The sequence below is a fragment of the Halomonas sp. ATBC28 genome, assembly GCF_005937175.1.
In the GTDB taxonomy this organism is placed as follows: domain Bacteria; phylum Pseudomonadota; class Gammaproteobacteria; order Pseudomonadales; family Halomonadaceae; genus Vreelandella; species Vreelandella titanicae.
The window spans coordinates 155,256-175,107 of sequence record NZ_VCQL01000009.1; the positions used below are offsets into that span (position 1 = coordinate 155,256).

Here is a 19,852-nt window from a genome sequence, read left to right on the forward strand (position 1 = left end):
ACCGCCCCATCCGTTCGGATGGGGCTTTTTTATAGTTAGATAACGGCGCATTGGTCTGTTCCTCATCCGAATAAGGACTTAGTTATGTCTATTTGCCGCTTTATGACCACCGTTATGGTTTGCTGGTGCTTTATTGGTTCCTCTTCTGCCGATTCTACCGGACGCAATAACGACACCAATCGCGAAATCCCAGCCGCTGCCGTGGCGGCCACACGCCTTATGGGGCAGGGCGAAAATGCGCAGGCCAAGGCCATTTTGCTCGAAGCGCGCGAGCGCTTTGCCAACAACAACGATATCGCCTTTCTGCTTGGCATGCTGGCCATGGCTGAGCAAAACTTCGAGAACGCCAGTAACTATTTTCGCGAGATTCTGATTCGCGACCCCCAGGCGGTGCGTGTTCGCCTTGAGCTTGGTCGCGCGCTTTTCGAGAGTGGCGATTACCGCGATGCGGGGCGTCAGTTCCGTTTCGCACGTAGCGGGAATCTACCAGCCGAGGTCAATATAAATATTGACCGCTACTTAGGCGCTATTCGCCAGCGCCAAACATTCACCTGGGATGTCTCCGTGGCCATGGCACCGGATACCAATATCAATGCCGCCCCGAGTATCGAGGAAATCAGCATCTTCGGCCTGCCGTTTGAGCTCTCCGAAAATGCCAAGCGCCAGACGGGCATTGGTTTGCTGCTGAACACGAGTGCAGAATGGACACCGCATATTGCCGACAATACTCGCTTGCGGCTTGGCGGTAATCTGTATCGCACCGACTATCGCGGTGGCGACTTTGACGACACGCTTGCCAATGTGCATATCGGGCCTAAATTTCAGCTCGGCGATCTTGAACTTAGCACGCTGCTGACCGGTTTCCACCGCTGGTATGGTAACGAGCCCTACAACCACGGTGCGGGCGTTCGCCAGGAATTGACCTACTACCCATCTTCTCGCACACGCTTGAATACGTCTCTAGAGCACCAGTGGGTGCGTCACGATGAAACTAGTAGTCTAGACGGCACCCGTACCAGTTGGCTGGGCAGTGGGCAATTCGCGCTGACACCCTCAAGCGGCGTCATCGGGCTGCTAGGGGTGTCCAGGGAATCGACCGAACTCGATATGCTCAGCAATACTGTTTACCGAGGTGGCGTAGGATACTACCGGGAGTTGTTCGGTGGCCTAACGGCACTGGTTCAGCCGGAGTATCTCCACGCTCGCTATGATGACGTGACACCGGCCTTTGGTGTAGAGCGACGCGACGATCTATGGCGCACCAGGTTGCGGCTGACCAATCGCCGCTGGATATTTAACGGTTTTTCACCCGAACTTACTTTGATTCGCTCATCCCGGCGCAGCAACATCGACTTGTATAGTTATGATCGCAATCAGGTGCAACTGGGGGTGTCGAAGTTATATTGATCGCCCGTTTTCTCCAATGGCTCATCTAATACCGCCAACCACTGATGACATCCAGCTTCCCAGCCGCGACAATGGCGCCCTGTTTAGATTGTTAGCTTTAACCGGGGAGCGTTATGACGCCACTCAACATCCTCTATCAGGATGAGTATCTCGTCGCGGTGCATAAGCCGTCAGGGCTTTTGGTGCATCGCTCGGCGTTGGCGCGTGGTGAAACCGAATTTCTGCTTCAACGCTTACGCGACCAGCTTGGCAAGCGGGTTTACCCCGTTCACCGGCTGGATCGGCCGACCTCTGGGGTAATGGTATTTGCTCTCTCGTCGGCAGTGGCTGGCCTGCTCAGCGATGCGTTTAGCGAGCGCCAGGTGGAAAAGCGCTACTTGGCGGTGGTGCGCGGTAAAGCGCCGGAGAATGAGCGATTGGATTACCCACTGAGGGAAGAAGACGGTACGCGGCCTAAGGCGGAAATGCCCGCTATGCCCGCGATGACCGATATTCGCCGCCTGGATAGCGTCGAGCTGCCGGTGCAGGTCGACCGCTACCCGGTGGCGCGTTACTCACTGGTGGAGGCGCGGCCGCTAACCGGTCGGCGTCACCAGATTCGCCGCCACCTCTCCCGGCGGGGCTATCCGATTATTGGCGATGCCAAGCACGGTAAAAGTGTCCACAACCGTTTTTTTGCCGAGCAGATGGGGGCGCCGCGCTTACTGCTGGCGGCCACCTATTTGGCCTTTGACCATCCGCTGTTAGACAAGCGCGTGCAGTTGAGCTGCGCTTTGGATGAGACCATGATTGCGCTGTTTAATCAGCTTGGTTGGGCAGGGCATTTGCCGATGGACAGCGTGCGTACCCCGCCCCAGAAAACGCCTTCAGCCCTCCAAGCGCTATAAGTGAGTCTGCTATGTCCTCCACTGTGTCATTGAACCCGTCATCGGCTGCCACTGCCGACTCATCAAGTGACTATGAGTTTCGCTTTGGCGGCATTCGCCGTCTTTATGGCCAGCATGCAGCCGCGACGTTTCGTCATGCCCACGTGGTGGTGGTGGGCGTCGGCGGGGTAGGCAGTTGGACGGTGGAGGCACTTGCACGCTCGGGCATTGGCAAGCTGACGTTGATTGATCTGGACGACGTCTGCGTCTCCAACGTCAACCGCCAGCTCCACGCCCTGGATGGCACCATTGGTCAGCCCAAGGTGGAAGTGCTTGCCGAACGCTGCCGCTTGATTGCTCCAGAAATCGAGATTGTGGTCGACACCGCCTTCGTCACACCCACCAACCTGGCCGAGCGGATTCCTGATGACGCTGACCACGTGGTGGATGCCATCGACAGCGTGATTGCCAAAGCCGCGCTAATCGCCTGGTGCAAGCGGCGCAAAATACCCATTACCGTTACCGGCGCGGCGGGCGGGCAGACCGACCCGACGCGTATTCAAGTCGCTGATTTGACGCGCACCGAGCACGACCCGCTGTTATCCAAGGTGCGCTCCCGGCTGCGTCGGGACTACGGCTTCTCCCGCAACCCCAAGCGGCGCTTCTCGGTGGAGTGCGTCTACTCCGACGAGCAGTTGATCTATCCCGGCGCCGACGGTGAAGTCTGCCTGCAAAAGCCCGGCAGTGGTGACGCCACGCGCTTGGACTGCGCCTCTGGCTTTGGCGCCGCCACATTTCTGACCGGCACCTTTGGCTTCGTCGCCGCCTCAAAAGTGCTGGAACGCTTGGCCAAAAAAGCCAACCAGCCAACTGCCGCAAACGCCACTCAAGAGGAAACCGAATGACCGCGCCCGTTCCCGGTATTTACCGCCACTACAAAGGCAGCCTCTACGAAGTACTTGGCACTGCTCAGCACAGCGAAAGCGAAGAGCCCCTGGTCGTCTACCGTGCCCTCTACGGTGAATACGGCCTCTGGGTGCGCCCGCGCGACATGTTTGTTGAAACGGTGACTAAAGAAGGTCTCACCCAGCCGCGCTTTGCGCTGGAGAAAGCGTTTTAAGTCGGAAGTCCGCTATCAAGGAGTATTCATGCCCCCTATATCACCCCAGCAAACGCTGAAAGACGTATTCGGTTTTGACGACTTTCGTGGCGGCCAGCAGGCGGTGGTGTCCAGGGTGTTGGATGGCCACTCCACGGCGGCGATTTTCGCCACCGGTGCGGGAAAGTCGCTTTGCTACCAGCTCCCGGCGCTGCATCTGCCGCATCTCACCCTGGTGGTGTCACCGCTGCTGGCGCTGATGCAGGATCAGCACTCTTTTCTAACCCGCCATGGCGTGGCTGCCGCTAGCATTGATTCCACTCAAGACCGCGAAACGACGCGCGATGTCATGGAGCGCGCTAAAAGCGGTGAGCTGAAAATCCTGATGATCTCGGTGGAGCGGCTTAAGAACGAGCGCTTTCGCCACTTTCTGCGCCAGGTTCAGATATCGCTGCTGGTAGTCGATGAAGCCCACTGCCTCTCCGAGTGGGGGCATAACTTCCGCCCTGATTATTTGAAGCTGCCGGATTACCAGCGCGATTTTGCCATTCCCCAGGTGCTGCTGCTTACCGCCACTGCGACACCCACGGTGATTGCCGATATGGGCGAGAAGTTTGCTATCGCGCCAGAGAACGTCATCACCACCGGCTTTTACCGCCCTAATCTCGAACTGCTGGTGGCACCCGCTATGGAGGATCGTCAGCAGCAGTTGATTGAGTGGCTTAAACCCCAGATGCAGTCGGGCAGCGAAGCGCCAACGATTATTTACGTCACCCTGCAACAAACCGCTGAACGTGTGGCGAACGCGCTGACGGCCCAGGGCATCGTCGCCCAGGCGTACCATGCTGGGTTAGATTCCCAGCGGCGGGATGAAATTCAGCGCCAGTTTATGGGTGGTGAATCGCCCTGCATCGTGGCCACCATCGCCTTTGGGATGGGCATCGATAAGGGAGATATTCGCAACGTGGTGCACTATGACCTGCCCAAATCCATCGAGAACTACAGCCAGGAGATTGGTCGAGCAGGGCGTGATGGCCTGCCTTCTACCTGCCTGACCATGGCCGGGCGGGATGGCTTGCGGGTGCTGGAAAACTTCGTTTACGGCGATACACCCGAATACGCGGGCATCTACCGCCTGCTGGAAGAGATCGCTGCGGCAGGCCAATCGGCAGATCGCCAGTGGGAGGTGCTGCTGAATACGCTTTCCCGGGATACCAATATCCGCCCGCTGCCGCTAAAGACGCTGCTGGTACGGCTGGAGATGCACGGCATTATTGCCCCGCGCTTTGCGTTTCTCGCCGAGTATCGGTTGCGCTATCACATCGAACCAGAACTTCTGGTGGGCCGCTTTCAAGGTGAACGGGCGGCCTTTGTGCGTTTGCTGGTCGATAATATTCCTATCGCTCGCACCTGGGGGACGGTGGATTTTGATCGCCTACACCAAGCGGGGCTAGCTCAGCAGATCGACGCCTCCCGCGCTCGAGTGATCACTGCCCTTGAGTACTTTCAAGATAAGGGCTGGCTAACTCTGGAAGGCAAGCGGATGACTGACGTTTACGAGGTGTGTCAGCCCGGTTTTGCCATTGAGACGCTGGTGAGCCAACTATATGACGAGTGCTTGCATCGTGAGCGCATCGAAATTGCGCGGCTGCAATCGATGCTGGCGCTATTTGAGTCGGAGAGCTGCCTAACGCGGCGGCTGGCAGAGCACTTTGGCGATAGTACGTTTAATGCCCCCCTTCAGAGTGAGGAGGGCCACTGTGGCCACTGCTCGGTGTGTTACGGCCATCCGGTAAAACTACCGGATGCAGCTCCACAGCCTGAACTAACCGCTGCTGATTTTCAGTGCTATGCCACGCCGCTGATTCAGCGCCACATCGAGCAGTTCGGCCAGCCGCCAAGTGCCCAACGGGTGGCACACTTTTTGTGCGGTTTAACCATGCCGATTTTCACCCCGCTCAAAGCCCGAAGCCTTAACGGTTTCGCGATTTTCGAGCAGCGCGCTTATCCTGAGGTGCGCCAGTGGGCTGAAACAGCACTTGGTGCTTAGACCTGTGCAGAGCAACAGGTCAAAGCGCTAAGGCAGCACAGCGGAACCTAGCTTGAGGTGCAAAAAATCAGCGGCACTTCTGCCCGCTACAGCCCCCAGTACAACGGCGCTCAGCAGTCCATTGCCAGAAAGGTAGCCGCTGTCGTTGGAGCCTGAAACGCCGCGAGCAGCACCGCCTGCGGCGAACAGGTTGGGCAGCGCCTGACCTTGGATATTGAGCACGCGCGCGGTGCGATTCACTTCTAAACCACCCTGGGTATGAAACAGCGCTCCGGTGACACGAATAGCGTAGTAGGGTGGCTTGAGCAGGTTCGCCGCTTCAAAACGGCGGCCAAACGCATCCGCCATTTGCTGCTCTGCATGCTGCTGCATCTCCATGAAAGTAGTCTGCAGTGTGGCTAGTGGCAGGCTCAAGCCAGCGGCCATCTCTTCAAGGCTGGCAAAGCTTCTTACCGCGCCGCTCTCCTGGGCATTACGGTAATCCTCGAAGGCTTGAGCGGACTCATGAATGCGGGCGTCATACAGATTCCAAGCCACTTGCTCTGGCTGTGCCAAGACCTTGGCGGCTTGTTCTGAATAGCCGCCGTGCTCGTTAGAAAAGCGCTCGCCCTTAAGATTGACTTGAATGCCCCCTTGCATCATCAGTGCCCAACTAATCAGCGTTTGGTGAGGGGTGGCGAGCGAACCATGGCCCTGGCATGCACCCAGATCTTTTGTACTGGCGCCCATGGCCTGCCCCCACAGCAGTGCATCGCCCTGGTTTCCCTCATGGCCGTAGTAGAGCGCGTGTTTGAGCGTGGGCAGATAGCGCTCTACCAGTTCAACATTACCGCCGTAGCCGTTGCAGGCCAGAATCAGCGCGTCGCAGCCAATGCTTTCGCGACTGCCATCCGGGCGCTCAATGGTTACGCCCCGCACTCGCTGAGTGTCATCAACGTGCAAATCCACTACTCGCGCCTGGGCCAAAATATCAATGCCTGCCGCTTCGGCGGCATTGAGCAGCGCCCCCATTAGCTCTTCACCGGTTCGCCGTGGCGTAGCATGCATGCGCAGGTGGCGGTGGCCGGGGTAGAGAAAGCCCTCCACCAGCTCAAAGGGCACGCCGTGCTCACCCGCCAGCCACTCGATGGTGTGGCCTGATTGAGTAGCGAGTAGTTCGACAATGGCTGGGTCTGCCTCAAAGCCATTCTTCTTCTGGATATCCTCTGCCATGACTTCGGCGGAATCCGTGACGCCAAGCTCATGCTGAAAGCGCGTATTAGCAGCAGGAATAAAACCCGACGACATCGCCGTGCTGCCGCGGGGTAGCGCGTCGCGCTCCAGCACCGCCAGCTCCACACCCGCCTCTTGGGCAGCCAGTGCGGCGACCAAGCCACAGGCCCCAGCGCCAATAATCAGTAACGGCAGATGGGCATCAAAGCTGTCGTTGTTATAGGGAAGTATCGCCATTACGCCTGCTCCGCTGCACGATGAAACGCATCAAGAATCTCGCCCGCCGGGGCCTGCCATACTTTTGGGTGCCCGCTGATATGGGCCAGCACCTCTTCCAGGCAGGCAATGCGGTGGGGCTGGCCCACCAACCAGGGGTGCAGGTTCAGCGCAAACAGCCGCCCGCCCTGCTCGCGGGACTCTGCCAACAGGAAGTCGAAAGCGTCTTTCACCTGAGTCACCCAGGAATCCTCCGAGTGCAGGTTCTGGCCGATCACAAACTGGTCCTCGATCTCGGTGGCCAGTGGCATCATCATCAAGGGGCCTGATTGGCTATGAAAAGCGTAGGGCATATCGTCGTTGACCCAGTCGGCACAGTATTCGATGCCGTTTTCTGCCAGCAGGTCGGGAGTGTTGAAGCTCTGGTGCTTGGCGGGGCTTAGCCAGCCGCGAACGGGTTGGCCGGTCACGCGTCGCAGGGTCTCCACGGAGCGTTTGACCAGCTCGGCCTCTTCTTCAATCGGTTGGCCGCCGTAGTGCAGGTGATCCATATTCCAGCCGTGGGCGATAAATTCACCGCCGTGCTCTTTTAGGCGCTGCACCAGATAGGGGGTCTGCTCCGCCAGCTGCGCGTTGATCGCAAAGGTGGGTGTGATGTTGTGCGCTGCCAGCGCTTTGAGCACCCGATATATCCCCACGCGGTTGCCGTAATCCCGCAGTGAGAAGTGGCGCAAGTCCGGGTAGGGCATTGTCATGCCGTTAGGTACTTTAAACGGCTTGCCGCGCTGGTTTAACGGGTAAAACTGCAGCGAAATATTGACCCACACCGCCAGGGTTTTGCCTTCAGGCCAGGTGATCGGGGCACGCTCGCTCAGCATCGACCATTCATAGCGCTTGTGATCGTAGCCGTGATTGCGGTGGGGGTAGTCGAGATAGTCGTTGTTAAGCGCCATAGCGTTACCCCTGTTTGCCTGCGGTGGCGGCCTGGGCCGCAATACTGTCGAGAGCGGCATCGTAATAGTTGGCCAAGTAGTAATCAGCAATCTCGCGCCCGGTAGCGACCCACACATCCGGGTGGCCGGTGATGTACTCCAGCGCCTCTTCGAACGCCTTAATACGATGCGGGCAGCTCACCTGATAGTTATGAGTGGGAATGCACATCACTGTGCCGGACTCCGCGCCCTCGGCATAGAGGCGGTCAAAGTGGCGCTTGAGCATGGTGGCGTACTGGCGCGGCTCTACTTTATTCACCGCGTAGACGATGGTGTCGTTCATCTCCAGCGAGTAAGGCATGGAGATAAAACGTTTGCCGGAGCGAACGCTGACCGGCGTCGGCTGGTCATCGTGGAAGAGATCACAGGTGTAAATCCCTCCTTTGTCACCGAATAACTCTTCGCCCACTTCGGCAAATAGATCCAGGGTGCGCTCTGAATGGGAAAGCGCGGGCGCCAGATAACCTGCACAAGCCTGGCCAGTATGGCGGTAAATGGTCTCCATGCTGTCACGGATCATTGCCCGCTCCTGGGCTTCGCTCAACCCATAGGTGTAGCGGGTGTTGTAAATGCCGTGGCTGAAAAACTCCCAGTCGCGCTCTTTGCACATCTGGATAATCTCGGGGTGGTGCTCGCACAGTGCGACCGAAAGTGACACCGAGCCACGAATGCCGTACTTATCCAGCAGGGTCATCTGGCGCTGGTGGCCAACCCGGTTGCCGTAATCGCGAATGCTGTAGCCGGGTACCGAAGGGTGCGGATGCGGCCAAGGGTTACGCTGGGGGTTCAGCGGTGGGTCGAGTTCGTAATACTCGATATTGGGTGCGACCCAGAAGGCCACCTTGGCGCCTCCTGGCCACTCGATTTTAGGGCGTTGGTCGTAGGCCCAGTAGTCGTAAACGCCTAGTGACTCTTTCATAACCGGCTCCTTTGAAACTTGGTAGTCCTTAGGTGTTGCCATTTAGCCATTCGAGTACATTGGCAACCGGCAGAACGTCGGCATACTTGAGATGCAGGTCGGTCAGGTTGGCGTAGTGATAGCTTTCGTGTTTATCCGCGACGCACTCCATGGGCACGATGGTGCGGTAGCCCCGGGACAGGCTCTCCACGGCGGTGGCGCGAATGCAGCCGGAAGTAGAGCCGCCTGTGATGATCACCGTATCGATCTGATGCCACACCAGCAGCGACTGCAGCGGCGTTTCAAAAAATGCCGAGGGCATACGCTTGGTGTAGATCACATCACGGCTGCGGTCTATCTCGCAGCGCTCGTCGAATTCAGCGCGTTCAGAGCCATACTTAATGTTTTGCAACGAATCAGGCGTATCGGTACGAGTACCCCAAACCCCGGCGTCTTCGGCGGAGTCTAGAAACGCCACGTGGGTCCAAACCACCGGCCAGCCTTTCTCCCGAAAACCGCGGGCCAGTTGGTTGGTGTACTCCAACTGCTTGGGGTCTGTTTCATAGGCGGTTTTGAAGAGATCGGTGCGGGTATAGGCCTTTTGTGGGTCGACATTCACCAGCACCGCTTTGTTGCCAAAGCCAAAGGGTACCCGCTGAGGGTTGGCCATGACGTCGTTAAAAATCTCTCTCGCCGTTTTGTCGGTGGTCTGCATCGTCGTCTCCTGAATAGTTATTTATTCGCACTTATAAATATTGGGCACGGTTTGATGAGAGGCACTAGCGATTGTCGTACTGCTCGCCGAGCTCCAGCATCGCCTGGGTGCCTAAATAGTCGTTAAGCTGTTTGAAATCGAGCATTTGGTCGCGGAAGGCATCGGTGGTGCCATCCTGCTTAAGCGTGGCAAAGAAACGGCTGGCCATGTGGGTAATCGCCCGCACCAGTGCGCCGGGGAAAATCACCAGCGAGAAGCCTAGGTCTTCAAGCGCCTGAGCGTTCTGCAGCGGCGTGTCACCCCCCTCGACCATATTGGCCATGATGGGCACCTTGCCTTTGAACTGGGTCATGATTTTGCTGATATCTTCGTCACTACGGATACCTTCGATAAACAGCATATCCACGCCAGCTTCATAATAGGCTTGGGCGCGCTCAATGGCGCTGTCGGTGCCTTCCACGCCCAGCGCATCGGTTCGGCCAATAATAAGTGTGTTGTCATTTTCACGGGCGTCCAGTGCGGCATGCAACTTACCGACCATTTCGCTTTTGGAGACCAGGGTTTTACCGCGCAAGTGACCGCAGCGCTTGGGGTAGGTTTGATCCTCAAGCTGAATGGCGTTAGCGCCAGCGCGCTCCAGCAGTCTAACGCTGCGCATCACGTTCATGGCGTTACCAAAGCCGGTGTCGCAATCCACGACCACGGATAAATTGGTGCGCTCGCGAATATGCGACATGGCGGTGCAAATTTCAGTAATGCTGAGCAGGCCAATATCCGGCCGCCCCAGTTGGGTGTAAGCCAGACTGGCGCCGGAAAGGTAGACCGTATCGAAGCCCGCTTGCTCAGCTAGGGATGCGCCTAACGCATCAAACACACCGGGGGCGACCACAATGGAGCTATCTTTCAGTTGCTGTCTAAGCTGGGCGGACTGTTGTGAAACGTGCTGTGAAGCCTGGTTTGAAGAGCGGTGTGGGCGTGTCATAGCGATCTCATCTGTTTTAAGTAAGCGTCAGCGGCGAATATGAGGCCACCCAGTTAGTGATACTTAAGAGCACTGGTTCTGTAATAATGGCTCTCAAAGGGCAGCAGCTGTGTTATTGATTAGCTTTCAATATGTATTATATATAATACATTTTTATGTCTATTATTATCCCTGCGTCAAGCCTGACATGAATTTTTTGAACAACATTTTGAGGAGAGGTGTGGATGAGTGAGGCACAATCCTCCGCGGTGGGCGGCACTAAATCACATCGCATCTACCTGCTGTTGAAAGACGCAATCTTGAGCGGGCGGCTGCCTGCGGGCAGTAAATTGCCCGGCGAAAATAAACTGGCGGAGCAGCATGGGGTGTCGCGGGTGACCGTTCGGCGTGCCATGGAAGCGCTACAAGCGACAGGCATGGTAGAGCGTAAAGCAGGCGTGGGTACGGTGGTGCTGGAGCAGCCGCTGGACGCCACGGTGATGACTGCCAGCGTGTCTAACCTAATGCCCAATATGGTCAAGATGAGCCAGGCTTCTCAGGTGCGGCTGCTGGAGTTTGCTTATGTGCTGCCACCGGAAATGATTCGCGAGCGGTTAGGCATGGGGCCGAGTGGTAAGGTGCAGCGTTCGGTTCGTGTCCGCATGGTCGACGACAAGCCATTTTCCCATTTGGTAACCCATGTGCCGGAAGCGATTGCCCTACACTACAACGAGATGGATTTAGCCAATACGCCGCTGTTTGTACTGCTGGAGCGTAGCGGCGTGAAAGTTGATCACGCTTCCCAATCGATTTCCGCCACTCTGGCCAGTCACGAGGTCGCGGAAGCGCTGGATGTTGCCGTTGGCTCGCCGCTGATTTCACTGACCCGTGTGGTGTACGACGAGCAGGGCCGAGGCGTCGAGCACTTGGATGCGCTCTATCGTCCTGATCGTTATCGTTTTCAAATTGACCTGGAGCGTAACGGTGACGATAACTCCCGCTACTGGGAGCCCAAGGTGGGCGGAATGCCGACCAGCGGGAAGGCTGAGTAGAGTGATTGGGCTGTTTTTTAATGTATTAGATTTAATACAGATTTAAAATTACAAAAAATACATTTGACCTGTGTTGTGAAATTGCGCTAGTTGTATTGGGTGAGAACGATAAGTCTAACGAAGGCCGAGGCAACGAGCGACGACCATGAGTACCCCAACAACGCTGTTTGACAAAGTTTGGCGCGCCCACGAGGTTCACCGTAGTGAAAGCGGTCAGAGCCTGCTGTGGATTGACCGCCACTTTGTCCATGAAGGCTCCTTCCATGCGTTCAATAAGCTGGCTGAACGCCAGTTGCCCGTTGCCCGGCCCGATTTAACCTTTGGTATTGCTGACCACTACGTACCAACGCTGACCCGCGACCTGGCAGGTGTTGCCGACCCCAAAGTGCGCTCAATGATTGAGCAGCTCTCCCACAATACTCAGCAGCACGGGGTGACGCTGTTTGGTTTAGACGACCCGCGCCAGGGCATTGTGCATGTGCTTGGGCCTGAACAGGGGCTTACCCAGCCCGGCATGGTGATGGTCTGCGGCGATAGCCACACCGCCACCCACGGCGCCTTTGGCAGCATTGCCTTTGGCATTGGTGCCTCGGAAGTGGCCCACGTACTGGCCACCCAAACCCTGTGGCAAAGCAAACCCAAGGTGATGCGGATTACCGTCGAGGGTCAACTCGCCGAGGGCATCACCGCTAAAGATATTGCGCTGACCTGGATTGCGCGCCTGGGTGCCGACGGTGCTCGCGGCTACGCCATTGAGTACGCTGGTGAGGCGATCCGCTCGCTCTCCATGGAAGCGCGGCTTACGCTGTGTAATCTCTCCATTGAGGGCGGCGGTCGCTGCGGCATGATTGCCCCAGACCAAATCACCTTCGACTATTTGCGTGACCGCCCCTGGAGTCCGAAAGGGCGAGCCTTCGAGCAAGCCTGCACCTATTGGGCCACGCTCTACAGCGACCCAGGCGCCCGTTTTGATCTTGAAGTGACGCTGCATGCGGACGAAATCGCGCCGACGGTGACGTGGGGCGTCTCACCCGAAGAAGCGCTGCCGATTGATCGCGCTGTGCCCGATCCTGAGCAATTGAGTGATCCCGCGAAAGCGCGCCAGGCTCGGGAGAGCTTGGCCTATATGGGCTTAACGGCGGGCCAAAAACTCACCGATATCAACATTGATCGAGTCTTTATCGGCTCTTGTACCAACGCGCGTATTGAAGATTTACGGGCCGCTGCCGCCGTGCTGGCAGGGCAAAAAAGTCGTGTGCCCGGTATGGTCTCGCCTGGCTCAACGCTGGTGAAAATCCAGGCCGAAGCTGAAGGGTTAGACCGTATCTTTATCGACGCAGGGCTTGAGTGGCGACACTCCGGCTGCTCCATGTGCGTAGGCATGAACGGTGATTTAGTGGCCAGCGGCGAGCGCTGCGCTTCGACCACCAATCGCAACTTCAAGGGCCGCCAGGGGCCCGGCGCACGTACTCACCTGATGTCACCCGCTATGGTCGCCGCTGCGGCGGTGAGTGGGCGGCTAACCGATGTGCGTACGTTAACAGCAGGCGCTGATTCATCCGTTCAGGCTTCAGGAGCGCACTAATGCAACCTATTACCGTACTAGACACCCTTGGCGTTGCCCTTGCCGCGGCTAACGTGGATACCGATCAGTTGATTCCCGCGCGCTTTATGAAAGAGCCACGCAGCGTCGGCTACGGTCAGTTTCTACTTTACGACGTTCGCCACGACGAGCAGGGCACACCGGACGAAGAGTTTATTCTTCATCGCCCTAATGCTGCCGAGGCTGAAGTGATGGTTAGTCGCCGCAACTTTGGCGCGGGGTCATCGCGGGAAGCGGCAGTCTATGCACTGGTCGATTACGGCTTTCGCTGCGTGGTGGCGCCAAGCTTTGGCGATATTTTTGCGTCTAACGCCGTCAATAATGGCTTACTGCCTGCGGTGGTGGAAGAGGATGAAGCCGAGCGTTTGTTATCAGCGCTTGGCGATGCACCGGCGGCGATACACGTTGACTTAGACAAGCAGGTCGTCCGTGTCGCCGAAGTAGAAGTCAGCTTTTCAATTAGCCCGGTTTGGCGCACCAAGCTGCTTAACGGTTGGGATGATATTGATATGACCCGCCAGCATGCTGACACCATTACTGATTTCTCAGCACAGTACACGGCACAGTTCCCTTGGACAGCGGCTCAGCCGCCAGAGAGTACCCTTATCAGCAAGGGGTAGAAACGGCCTGGAAGTATATTGCTAACAACAGCACGCACGTTTGCAACAGACGTTGATAAGAAGGGTTAATAAACAGCAGCTTATAAAAACGGTTTAGAAACAAAAACGCTATAACGCAAATTATCTTGTGCAGGAGACAAACTAATGAAAAAAGTAACCCTTACCCTGGGCGTGCTAACTGCCCTGGCTTCCACTCAAGTGCTGGCCGTTGATCAAATTAACGCAGTGCATGCATTTCCCCCCTCGTTGATCTATACCCAGAGCTTTTTAGAGTTCGTCGATAAGGTGAACGAACGCGGTGAAGGTGTGGTGCAAATTAACGTACGCGGCGGCCCTGAAGTGATTGGCCTTTCCGAGCAGCCCGACGCAGTTCGCAACGGCGTGGTCGATATGGCCTACACCGCTGCGAGCTTCTACGCAGGTACCGTACCAGAGCGCGATGCCATGGTCGCCTCGAACACTAACGCTATCTACGCACGCGAAAATGGCGGCATCGACCTGCTTAATGAAATTCATCAGGAGAAGATGGGCACCTACTATCTGGGCTGGTTCGACAGCGGGGTCAGCTACAACTTCTACACCATTGATGAGCCCACCGTCGATGGCGAAGGTAACCTAAACGTTTCGGGCCTACGCCTACGCAGTAATCCGGTGTATGACGCCTTCTTCCAGGACTACCTGGGCGCTCAGCCAATCAGCCTGCCGACCACCGATGTTTACGCGGCCCTGGAGCGGGGTGTAGTGAACGCGACTGGCTGGACTCAAATTGGCCTGAAAGACCTAAATTGGGATCGTTTTCTTAACTATCGGGTTGACCCTGCCTTCTTCTCCACCGATATGGGGGTGATCGTTAACCTGGATAAGTGGAACCAGCTCAGCGAAGAGTCGCAGCAAATTCTTCAGGAAGTCGCCATTGAGCATGAGCGCGACAGCGCCGAACAACTGGCTGAATTAGCCAACGAGCAACAGGCTCAGCTTGAGGCCGATGGCATGCAGGTCATCACCCTGGAAGGCGAAGCAGCACAGCGATTCTCAGACGCTGCCCGGGATGCCACCTGGGAACGTATGCGTGGCCAGATGGAGCGCCACCCCATGGGGCTTGAGCACTACGATACGCTGATCGAAAAATTCAACGATCTATAGAAACGTAGGGGCGCCGAGCGGTCGAGCGCCCTATTTGTGTGGCTTATTTTCTAGGGTTTTTTATGCGCTACGCACAACGCGGCTATCTGCTGCTGCTCAACGGCATGGCCCTGCTGGCCGCCATCATGCTGGTTTGGCTGATGGTGGCCGTGGTGCTTTCGGTGGTGATTCGTAACTTAGGTCTTCAGCCCTCTGCATGGTTTTTTCTCTCCACCGAGTACGCCATGTTCTACCTCACTCTACTCGGGGCTCCCTGGCTGGTGCGCCAAAAAGGGCATGTGCATATTGAACTACTGACCTCGGTGTTGCCGCCAGCAGCGCTAAATATCCTCAGCCGAGGGGTAGCGCTGCTCTGTGTCGTGGTGTGCGGCGTGCTGGCGTGGAAGGGGCTTGATCTGGTGCTGCTTAATATCGAGCGCACTGACTATGACGTGCGGGCTTTCTTTGTGCCGAAATGGATACTGACCATTGTTTTCCCCATCAGCTTTACCCTGATGGCGATCGAATTTGGCCGCTTTGTGGTGGGCCATGAAATTCTTCACAGCGGCGAAGCGGGGATTAAAGAATAATGGAATGGTACTTTGCACTCGCTTTCCTGCTCTCGTTGATTTTGATCTTTATGGCGATTGGCACCCCCATTGCCCTGGCCTTTTTGGCCGCCAATGTGATTGGTGCCTGGCACTTTATGGGCGGCCAAACCGGCATCTTGCAGATGCTCAACAACGGTTTCGGCGCACTATCCAGTTTTAATTTGGTGCCCATTCCGCTGTTTCTGTTGATGGGCGAGCTGTTTTTCCGCACTGGTCTAGGCATGAAAATGTTCAACGCTATTGACCAGCTAATGGGCAAGGTGCCGGGGCGTTTATCTTACGTAACAGTGGTGGGTGGGACGGCTTTCTCCACTCTCAGTGGCTCCTCCATGGGCTCTACGGCATTAATGGGTTCGCTACTGGTGCCAGAAATGGAGCGGCGGGGCTATAAAAAGAAAATGGCGATTGGCCCGATTCTGGGCACTGGCGGCCTGGCGATTATTATTCCGCCTTCTGCGCTGGCAGTGTTGTTAGCAACCTTGGCAAAAGTGGATATTGGCGCGCTGCTTATTGCCGGTATCTTGCCGGGGCTAACGCTGGCGGGGTTCTATATCGCGACCATTTTTATTCAGACCAAGCTGGATCCTCAGGCCGCCCCGAATTATGAGCTTGAGCCGGTGCCGCTGAGCGCGAAGCTCAAACTGATCGTGACCGATATTCTACCCATGCTCAGCGTGATGGTGATTATCGTCACATTAATGCTGATTGGGTTTGCCACGCCGTCAGAGGCTGCAGCCTTTGGCGCGCTAGGTGTGATTATCCTGGCGTTTATTTTCCGCTGCATGACCTGGGAGGCGTTTAAACTTTCGGTCACCGGGGCATTAAAAGTCACGCTGATGGCCTACCTGATCGTGTTTGGCTCGGCTACCTTCAGTCAGTTGCTTGGTTTCTCAGGCGCTTCGGGTGGCTTGATCGGCTGGGCGACCAGTTTCGATCTGTCGCCGATTCTGATGCTCCTGGCGATGTTTGCGGTGCTACTGGTGCTGGGCACCTTTATGGAGCAGATCTCTATCATGATGCTGACCGTGCCGATCTTTTTCCCGCTCGCCCAGGCGCTTGGGTTTGATTTGGTGTGGTTCGGTATCGTTGTTCTACTGGCGCTTGAAATTAGCTTCTCAACGCCGCCCTTGGGTCTTTTGTTGTTTGTCATGAAAGGGGTCGCACCGGCAGGTACTACCATGAGAGAAATATACTCGGCAGCGATTCCCTACATTCTTTGTTCGATGCTGCTGGTCGCAGTGCTGATAGTGTTTCCGGGCCTCGCGACTTGGTTGCCCAGTATGCTGCAATAGAGCTTTTAGCAAGAAAAGTGCAGGTAGTAAAAAAGAGAGAGGCTGCGGCCTCTCTTTGCGTTTAAGCGTTATTAGCTCTTACTTATTCCCAGGACGGGAATGGATCGGGCAGTTTCTTCCACGCGTTCATGCCTTGCAGTAGTTCCGCTTCGCTTATCAGGCAGCCATCCAGCGCTTCACGCATTTTATCTTGTTCCAGGTTCTGACCGATAAAGACCAGCTCCTGGCGCATATCGCCAAACGGCTCCTGCCACTTTTCCATAATAAACTGACGCGTTTCGGGATCCGTTGGCCAACGCTCTTCGGGAATCGCCTTCCAGAATATCCCGGCTGGGCCGTGGTGGGCGATGCCGCCTGCCTGGCTCCATTGACCGGCGGATTGGGGGCGAGTGGCGAGCCAGAAGAAGCCTTTCGAGCGCAGCAGGCCCTTACCAAACCACTCCTGGTTGAGCAGGTCATGAAATTTCTGTGGATGGAAGGGGCGGCGGGCGTGATAGGCAAAGCTGCCAATACCGTACTCTTCGGTCTCTGGCACATGCTCGCCGCGCATCTCTTTTAGCAAGCCCGGTGCCAACTGGGCACGCTCGAAATTGAACTTGCCGGTATCCAGTACTTTATCGAGCGGCACGCCGCCTTGAGTGATCGGCACCAGTTCCGCGTCGGGGTTCAGCGAGTGCAGGATAGCCTTCAGCGCCTCCAACTCTTTCTCATTGATCAGGTCAGTTTTGCTGATCAGCAGCACATTGCAAAACTCGATTTGATCGACCAGCAAGTCAGCGACATTGCGCTCGTCATCCTCGCCTAAGCTTTCGCCCGCTTCGGTGAGGCTTTGCGCTTCGCGGTACTGTTCAAGAAAGTTGGCGCCATCAACGACGGTGACCAGCGTATCCAGCCGGGCGACGTGGGAGAGGCTCTGGCCGCTTTCATCTGCAAAAGTGAAGGTTTCCGCCACGGGCAGCGGTTCGGAAATCCCGGTGGACTCAATGACCAGGTAATCGAACTTGCCTTCCCGGGCCAACTGGCTGACTTCTTCCAGCAGGTCTTCGCGCAGGGTGCAGCAGATGCAGCCATTGCTCATCTCTACTAAACGCTCTTCAGAGCGGTTCAGAGCAACATTACCATCCAGCGTCGACTCACCAGGGCCACCGCGCACCAGTGCACCGTCGATATTTACCTCGCTCATATCGTTCACAATGACCGCGACGCGGCGGCCTTCACGGTTGGCGAGAATATGATTAAGCACGGTGGTTTTACCGGCACCTAGAAAGCCCGAGAGCACCGTCACGGGCAGGGGAGAAAATGCGGTCATTGCTAGGGCACCTCTAAATGGGTTTATGTTATGTGATAATATAACAATTTAGATGCTTAGAGGAAGATTTGTTTCAGAGGAGGTCGAGTCAGTTTTCGTACAAAGCCTAGTGGATTTCAGCGCTTATATTGCGTTGGGCAATATCCACGTAGAACATCCGGCGAGCGCAGAGCTTGGTGTTTGGTGGCGCGGCCGGTGACACGTGTGCGCCATAAACGAAACGAGGCGGGTTTAAGCTGGTGGCGCATCACCTCAATCACATCGGGCTCGGCAAGCCCAAACAGCGTTTCGATCGCTTCAAACGGCGTGCGGTCTTCCCAGGCCATTTCTATAACGCGTGACTGTTCGTCATCGGGTAAGCGGCGAAAGCGCTTAACGGGGGCTTTTGGCATCGTTCACCTCAAGGTATGTTATTGGTGGGTATTAAGTCTGCGGGCAGTGTAGCGCTTTTTAATAGACCAGCGCAGCGCATCAATCACGATGAAAATCGCCAGGCTTACACCCAGTACGGGCAGAGCTACGCCAAGCGTGATAGCGACGAACAGCACGCCGAGTTGGGTCGTAAGCGGAAGCATTAGCCAGGGTTCAGTCACCGTTGGGAAGCGCTGACCACTCGCCGTGCGTAGCCGCCGCCACGCCATTACGTAACCCCATACCATCAGCGTCACAAGCCCCGCGGCGATCAACGCCAGCACTATTTGATTCGCGATACCAAACAGTACGCCCATATGCAGATCAATCCCCCAGCGGGTGAGCTTGGCGGCTAGTGGGAAGGTGGTAAAGTCGGTTTGATCGGTCACAGCCATGCTTTGCGGATGCAGTGCCACCTGGTCTACCTGCGTAGGCCACTGGCGATCAATTTCCGCTACCCGCCATGCCTCCTGGGAACTGCTCGGAGGCGTTAGTTGGATGCGCGCTGCGCTAAGCCCCGCCTTACGAGCAGCGCTCAGCGCCTGGTCAAAGTCCTCTAACGTGATAGACGTGGCCACCATTGCCATATGGCCGTGATGCTCAGCATGTTCATCGGCTACCTGGCTATCGGTATCGATCAGTGCCGTTGAGGCACTTGGCGTGCCCCAGCCCCAGGCATGACGAAGTTCCGCAATATTGCTCCCTGCCCACTGTGACCAAGTGAGCCCCGTTGCCGAAAAGAACAGCAGCCCGAAGGAAAGCACTACGCCAAGTGTTGCGTGGCGCTGGCGTGTGGTGTGGGCGCCTGACAGTGCTTTCAGTGTGCGGCGTTGGCGAATCCACAGCGTTATGCCACCCAGCGCGGCAAGCCAAAGCCATGAGGCAGCCAGCTCACTATAGAGACGCCCCATCTCGCCCATTAACAGCTGGCGGTGAAAATGATCGATCGCGGTGCGCAGCGGTAAAATACCGCTGGTACCATAAACCGTCGTATCACCGGTGACTTTCAGGGTAATGGGGTCGACAAACAGCGCCCGATGTTCAGAAGGCCCCAGCCCTGGCTCGCTAAACATGAGTCGGGTGGTGTCGCCTAACGCCGGTGCAGGGCGCACCGCGCTGGGCAGGGTTGGTTCGCCCAGGTATTGCTGGGCCGTAGTGATCTGTTCGGCAAGTGAATGAGGCTCGCCCTGAGTAGCGCCATACAGGGTGTCATGGTAGAGCCACTCTTCAAGTGGTGGGCTAAGCAAGTAAGCGATACCAGACAGTGCCGCGATAAGAATAAAAGGGCCGACGAAGAGGCCAATATATAGGTGTAAGCGGCTAAGCAGGGCAAAAAGCAGCTTGCCGGTGCGGTTAGAGGAGTGGACTGTCATTGGCTTGAATCCGAGTGGTATCGGTAAATTAGCCAGACAGCTT

The 19,852-nt window shown here is 56.6% G+C and carries 19 protein-coding genes; 11 read left to right on the forward strand and 8 right to left on the reverse strand.

Annotation, left to right across the window (positions count from 1 at the left end):
* Positions 1-84 precede the first annotated feature (84 nt).
* The 5 genes from E0L35_RS12365 (at position 85) to E0L35_RS12385 (ending at position 5,422) form a co-directional block, all read left to right on the forward strand.
* Positions 85-1,407, forward strand: a complete 1,323-nt coding sequence (locus E0L35_RS12365; RefSeq protein WP_138800430.1) for a porin family protein — start codon at positions 85-87, stop codon at positions 1,405-1,407.
* A 113-nt stretch (positions 1,408-1,520) separates the two neighbouring features.
* Positions 1,521-2,294 carry a pseudouridine synthase gene (locus tag E0L35_RS12370; RefSeq protein WP_138800431.1) on the forward strand — a complete coding sequence of 258 codons (774 nt, stop codon included), beginning with the start codon at positions 1,521-1,523 and terminating at the stop codon, positions 2,292-2,294.
* Positions 2,295-2,305: 11 nt separating this feature from the next.
* Positions 2,306-3,178: a tRNA cyclic N6-threonylcarbamoyladenosine(37) synthase TcdA gene (gene tcdA, locus E0L35_RS12375; protein WP_138800432.1), complete on the forward strand. Its 873-nt coding sequence runs from the start codon at positions 2,306-2,308 to the stop codon at positions 3,176-3,178.
* Positions 3,175-3,393 (forward strand): DUF1653 domain-containing protein, encoded by a 219-nt coding sequence (locus E0L35_RS12380; protein ID WP_138800433.1) that lies wholly within the window; start codon positions 3,175-3,177, stop codon positions 3,391-3,393. The genes tcdA and E0L35_RS12380 overlap by 4 nt, the downstream gene beginning before the upstream one ends.
* Before the next feature lie 28 nt (positions 3,394-3,421).
* Positions 3,422-5,422, forward strand: a complete 2,001-nt coding sequence (locus E0L35_RS12385) for a RecQ family ATP-dependent DNA helicase (RefSeq protein ID WP_138800434.1) — start codon at positions 3,422-3,424, stop codon at positions 5,420-5,422.
* 27 nt (positions 5,423-5,449) lie between these two features.
* On the opposite strand, the gene E0L35_RS12390 is transcribed toward E0L35_RS12385, so the two are convergent.
* The 5 genes from E0L35_RS12390 to E0L35_RS12410 form a co-directional block, all read right to left on the reverse strand.
* A complete protein-coding gene (locus E0L35_RS12390; protein WP_138800435.1) occupies positions 5,450-6,871 on the reverse strand; it encodes an FAD-dependent oxidoreductase in 1,422 nt (473 codons plus the stop codon).
* Complete coding sequence (locus tag E0L35_RS12395) at positions 6,871-7,803, reverse strand: polysaccharide deacetylase family protein (protein WP_138800436.1); 933 nt, start codon at positions 7,801-7,803, stop codon at positions 6,871-6,873. The genes E0L35_RS12390 and E0L35_RS12395 overlap by 1 nt, the downstream gene beginning before the upstream one ends.
* 4 nt (positions 7,804-7,807) lie before the next feature.
* Positions 7,808-8,761, reverse strand: a complete 954-nt coding sequence (locus E0L35_RS12400) for a polysaccharide deacetylase family protein (RefSeq protein WP_138800437.1) — start codon at positions 8,759-8,761, stop codon at positions 7,808-7,810.
* Positions 8,762-8,789: 28 nt separating this feature from the next.
* Positions 8,790-9,455: an isochorismatase family protein gene (locus tag E0L35_RS12405; RefSeq protein WP_022520127.1), complete on the reverse strand. Its 666-nt coding sequence runs from the start codon at positions 9,453-9,455 to the stop codon at positions 8,790-8,792.
* Between the two features lie 64 nt (positions 9,456-9,519).
* The gene (locus E0L35_RS12410) at positions 9,520-10,437 is read right to left on the reverse strand and encodes an oxaloacetate decarboxylase (RefSeq protein WP_138800438.1); all 918 of its coding nucleotides are present in this window, start codon (positions 10,435-10,437) and stop codon (positions 9,520-9,522) included.
* A 224-nt stretch (positions 10,438-10,661) separates the two neighbouring features.
* Here E0L35_RS12410 and E0L35_RS12415 point away from each other — a divergent pair, with 224 nt between their 5' ends.
* The 6 genes from E0L35_RS12415 (at position 10,662) to E0L35_RS12440 (ending at position 16,716) form a co-directional block, all read left to right on the forward strand.
* Positions 10,662-11,468, forward strand: coding sequence for a GntR family transcriptional regulator (locus E0L35_RS12415; RefSeq protein ID WP_138800439.1), 807 nt, complete (start codon positions 10,662-10,664; stop codon positions 11,466-11,468).
* A 145-nt stretch (positions 11,469-11,613) separates the two neighbouring features.
* Entirely contained in the window at positions 11,614-13,053 is a 1,440-nt protein-coding gene (gene leuC, locus E0L35_RS12420) for a 3-isopropylmalate dehydratase large subunit (protein WP_138800440.1), read from the forward strand.
* Positions 13,053-13,691 (forward strand): 3-isopropylmalate dehydratase small subunit, encoded by a 639-nt coding sequence (gene leuD / locus E0L35_RS12425; protein WP_138800441.1) that lies wholly within the window; start codon positions 13,053-13,055, stop codon positions 13,689-13,691. Before leuC ends, leuD begins: the two co-directional genes overlap by 1 nt.
* Before the next feature lie 144 nt (positions 13,692-13,835).
* Positions 13,836-14,834 carry a TRAP transporter substrate-binding protein DctP gene (dctP, locus tag E0L35_RS12430; protein WP_022520121.1) on the forward strand — a complete coding sequence of 333 codons (999 nt, stop codon included), beginning with the start codon at positions 13,836-13,838 and terminating at the stop codon, positions 14,832-14,834.
* 62 nt (positions 14,835-14,896) lie between these two features.
* Positions 14,897-15,403, forward strand: a complete 507-nt coding sequence (locus tag E0L35_RS12435) for a TRAP transporter small permease (protein WP_138800442.1) — start codon at positions 14,897-14,899, stop codon at positions 15,401-15,403.
* The gene (locus E0L35_RS12440; protein WP_138800443.1) at positions 15,403-16,716 is read left to right on the forward strand and encodes a TRAP transporter large permease; all 1,314 of its coding nucleotides are present in this window, start codon (positions 15,403-15,405) and stop codon (positions 16,714-16,716) included. The genes E0L35_RS12435 and E0L35_RS12440 overlap by 1 nt, the downstream gene beginning before the upstream one ends.
* An 82-nt stretch (positions 16,717-16,798) precedes the next feature.
* Here the strand turns inward: E0L35_RS12440 and zigA are convergent, their stop codons facing one another.
* The 3 genes from zigA to E0L35_RS12455 all read right to left on the reverse strand — a co-directional run bounded on the left by zigA (position 16,799) and on the right by E0L35_RS12455 (position 19,809).
* Positions 16,799-18,025 carry a zinc metallochaperone GTPase ZigA gene (zigA, locus tag E0L35_RS12445; protein ID WP_138800444.1) on the reverse strand — a complete coding sequence of 409 codons (1,227 nt, stop codon included), beginning with the start codon at positions 18,023-18,025 and terminating at the stop codon, positions 16,799-16,801.
* A 116-nt stretch (positions 18,026-18,141) separates the two neighbouring features.
* Complete coding sequence (locus tag E0L35_RS12450) at positions 18,142-18,417, reverse strand: TIGR03643 family protein (protein ID WP_138800445.1); 276 nt, start codon at positions 18,415-18,417, stop codon at positions 18,142-18,144.
* Between the two features lie 18 nt (positions 18,418-18,435).
* Positions 18,436-19,809 (reverse strand): PepSY-associated TM helix domain-containing protein, encoded by a 1,374-nt coding sequence (locus tag E0L35_RS12455; RefSeq protein WP_138800446.1) that lies wholly within the window; start codon positions 19,807-19,809, stop codon positions 18,436-18,438.
* Positions 19,810-19,852 lie beyond the last annotated feature (43 nt).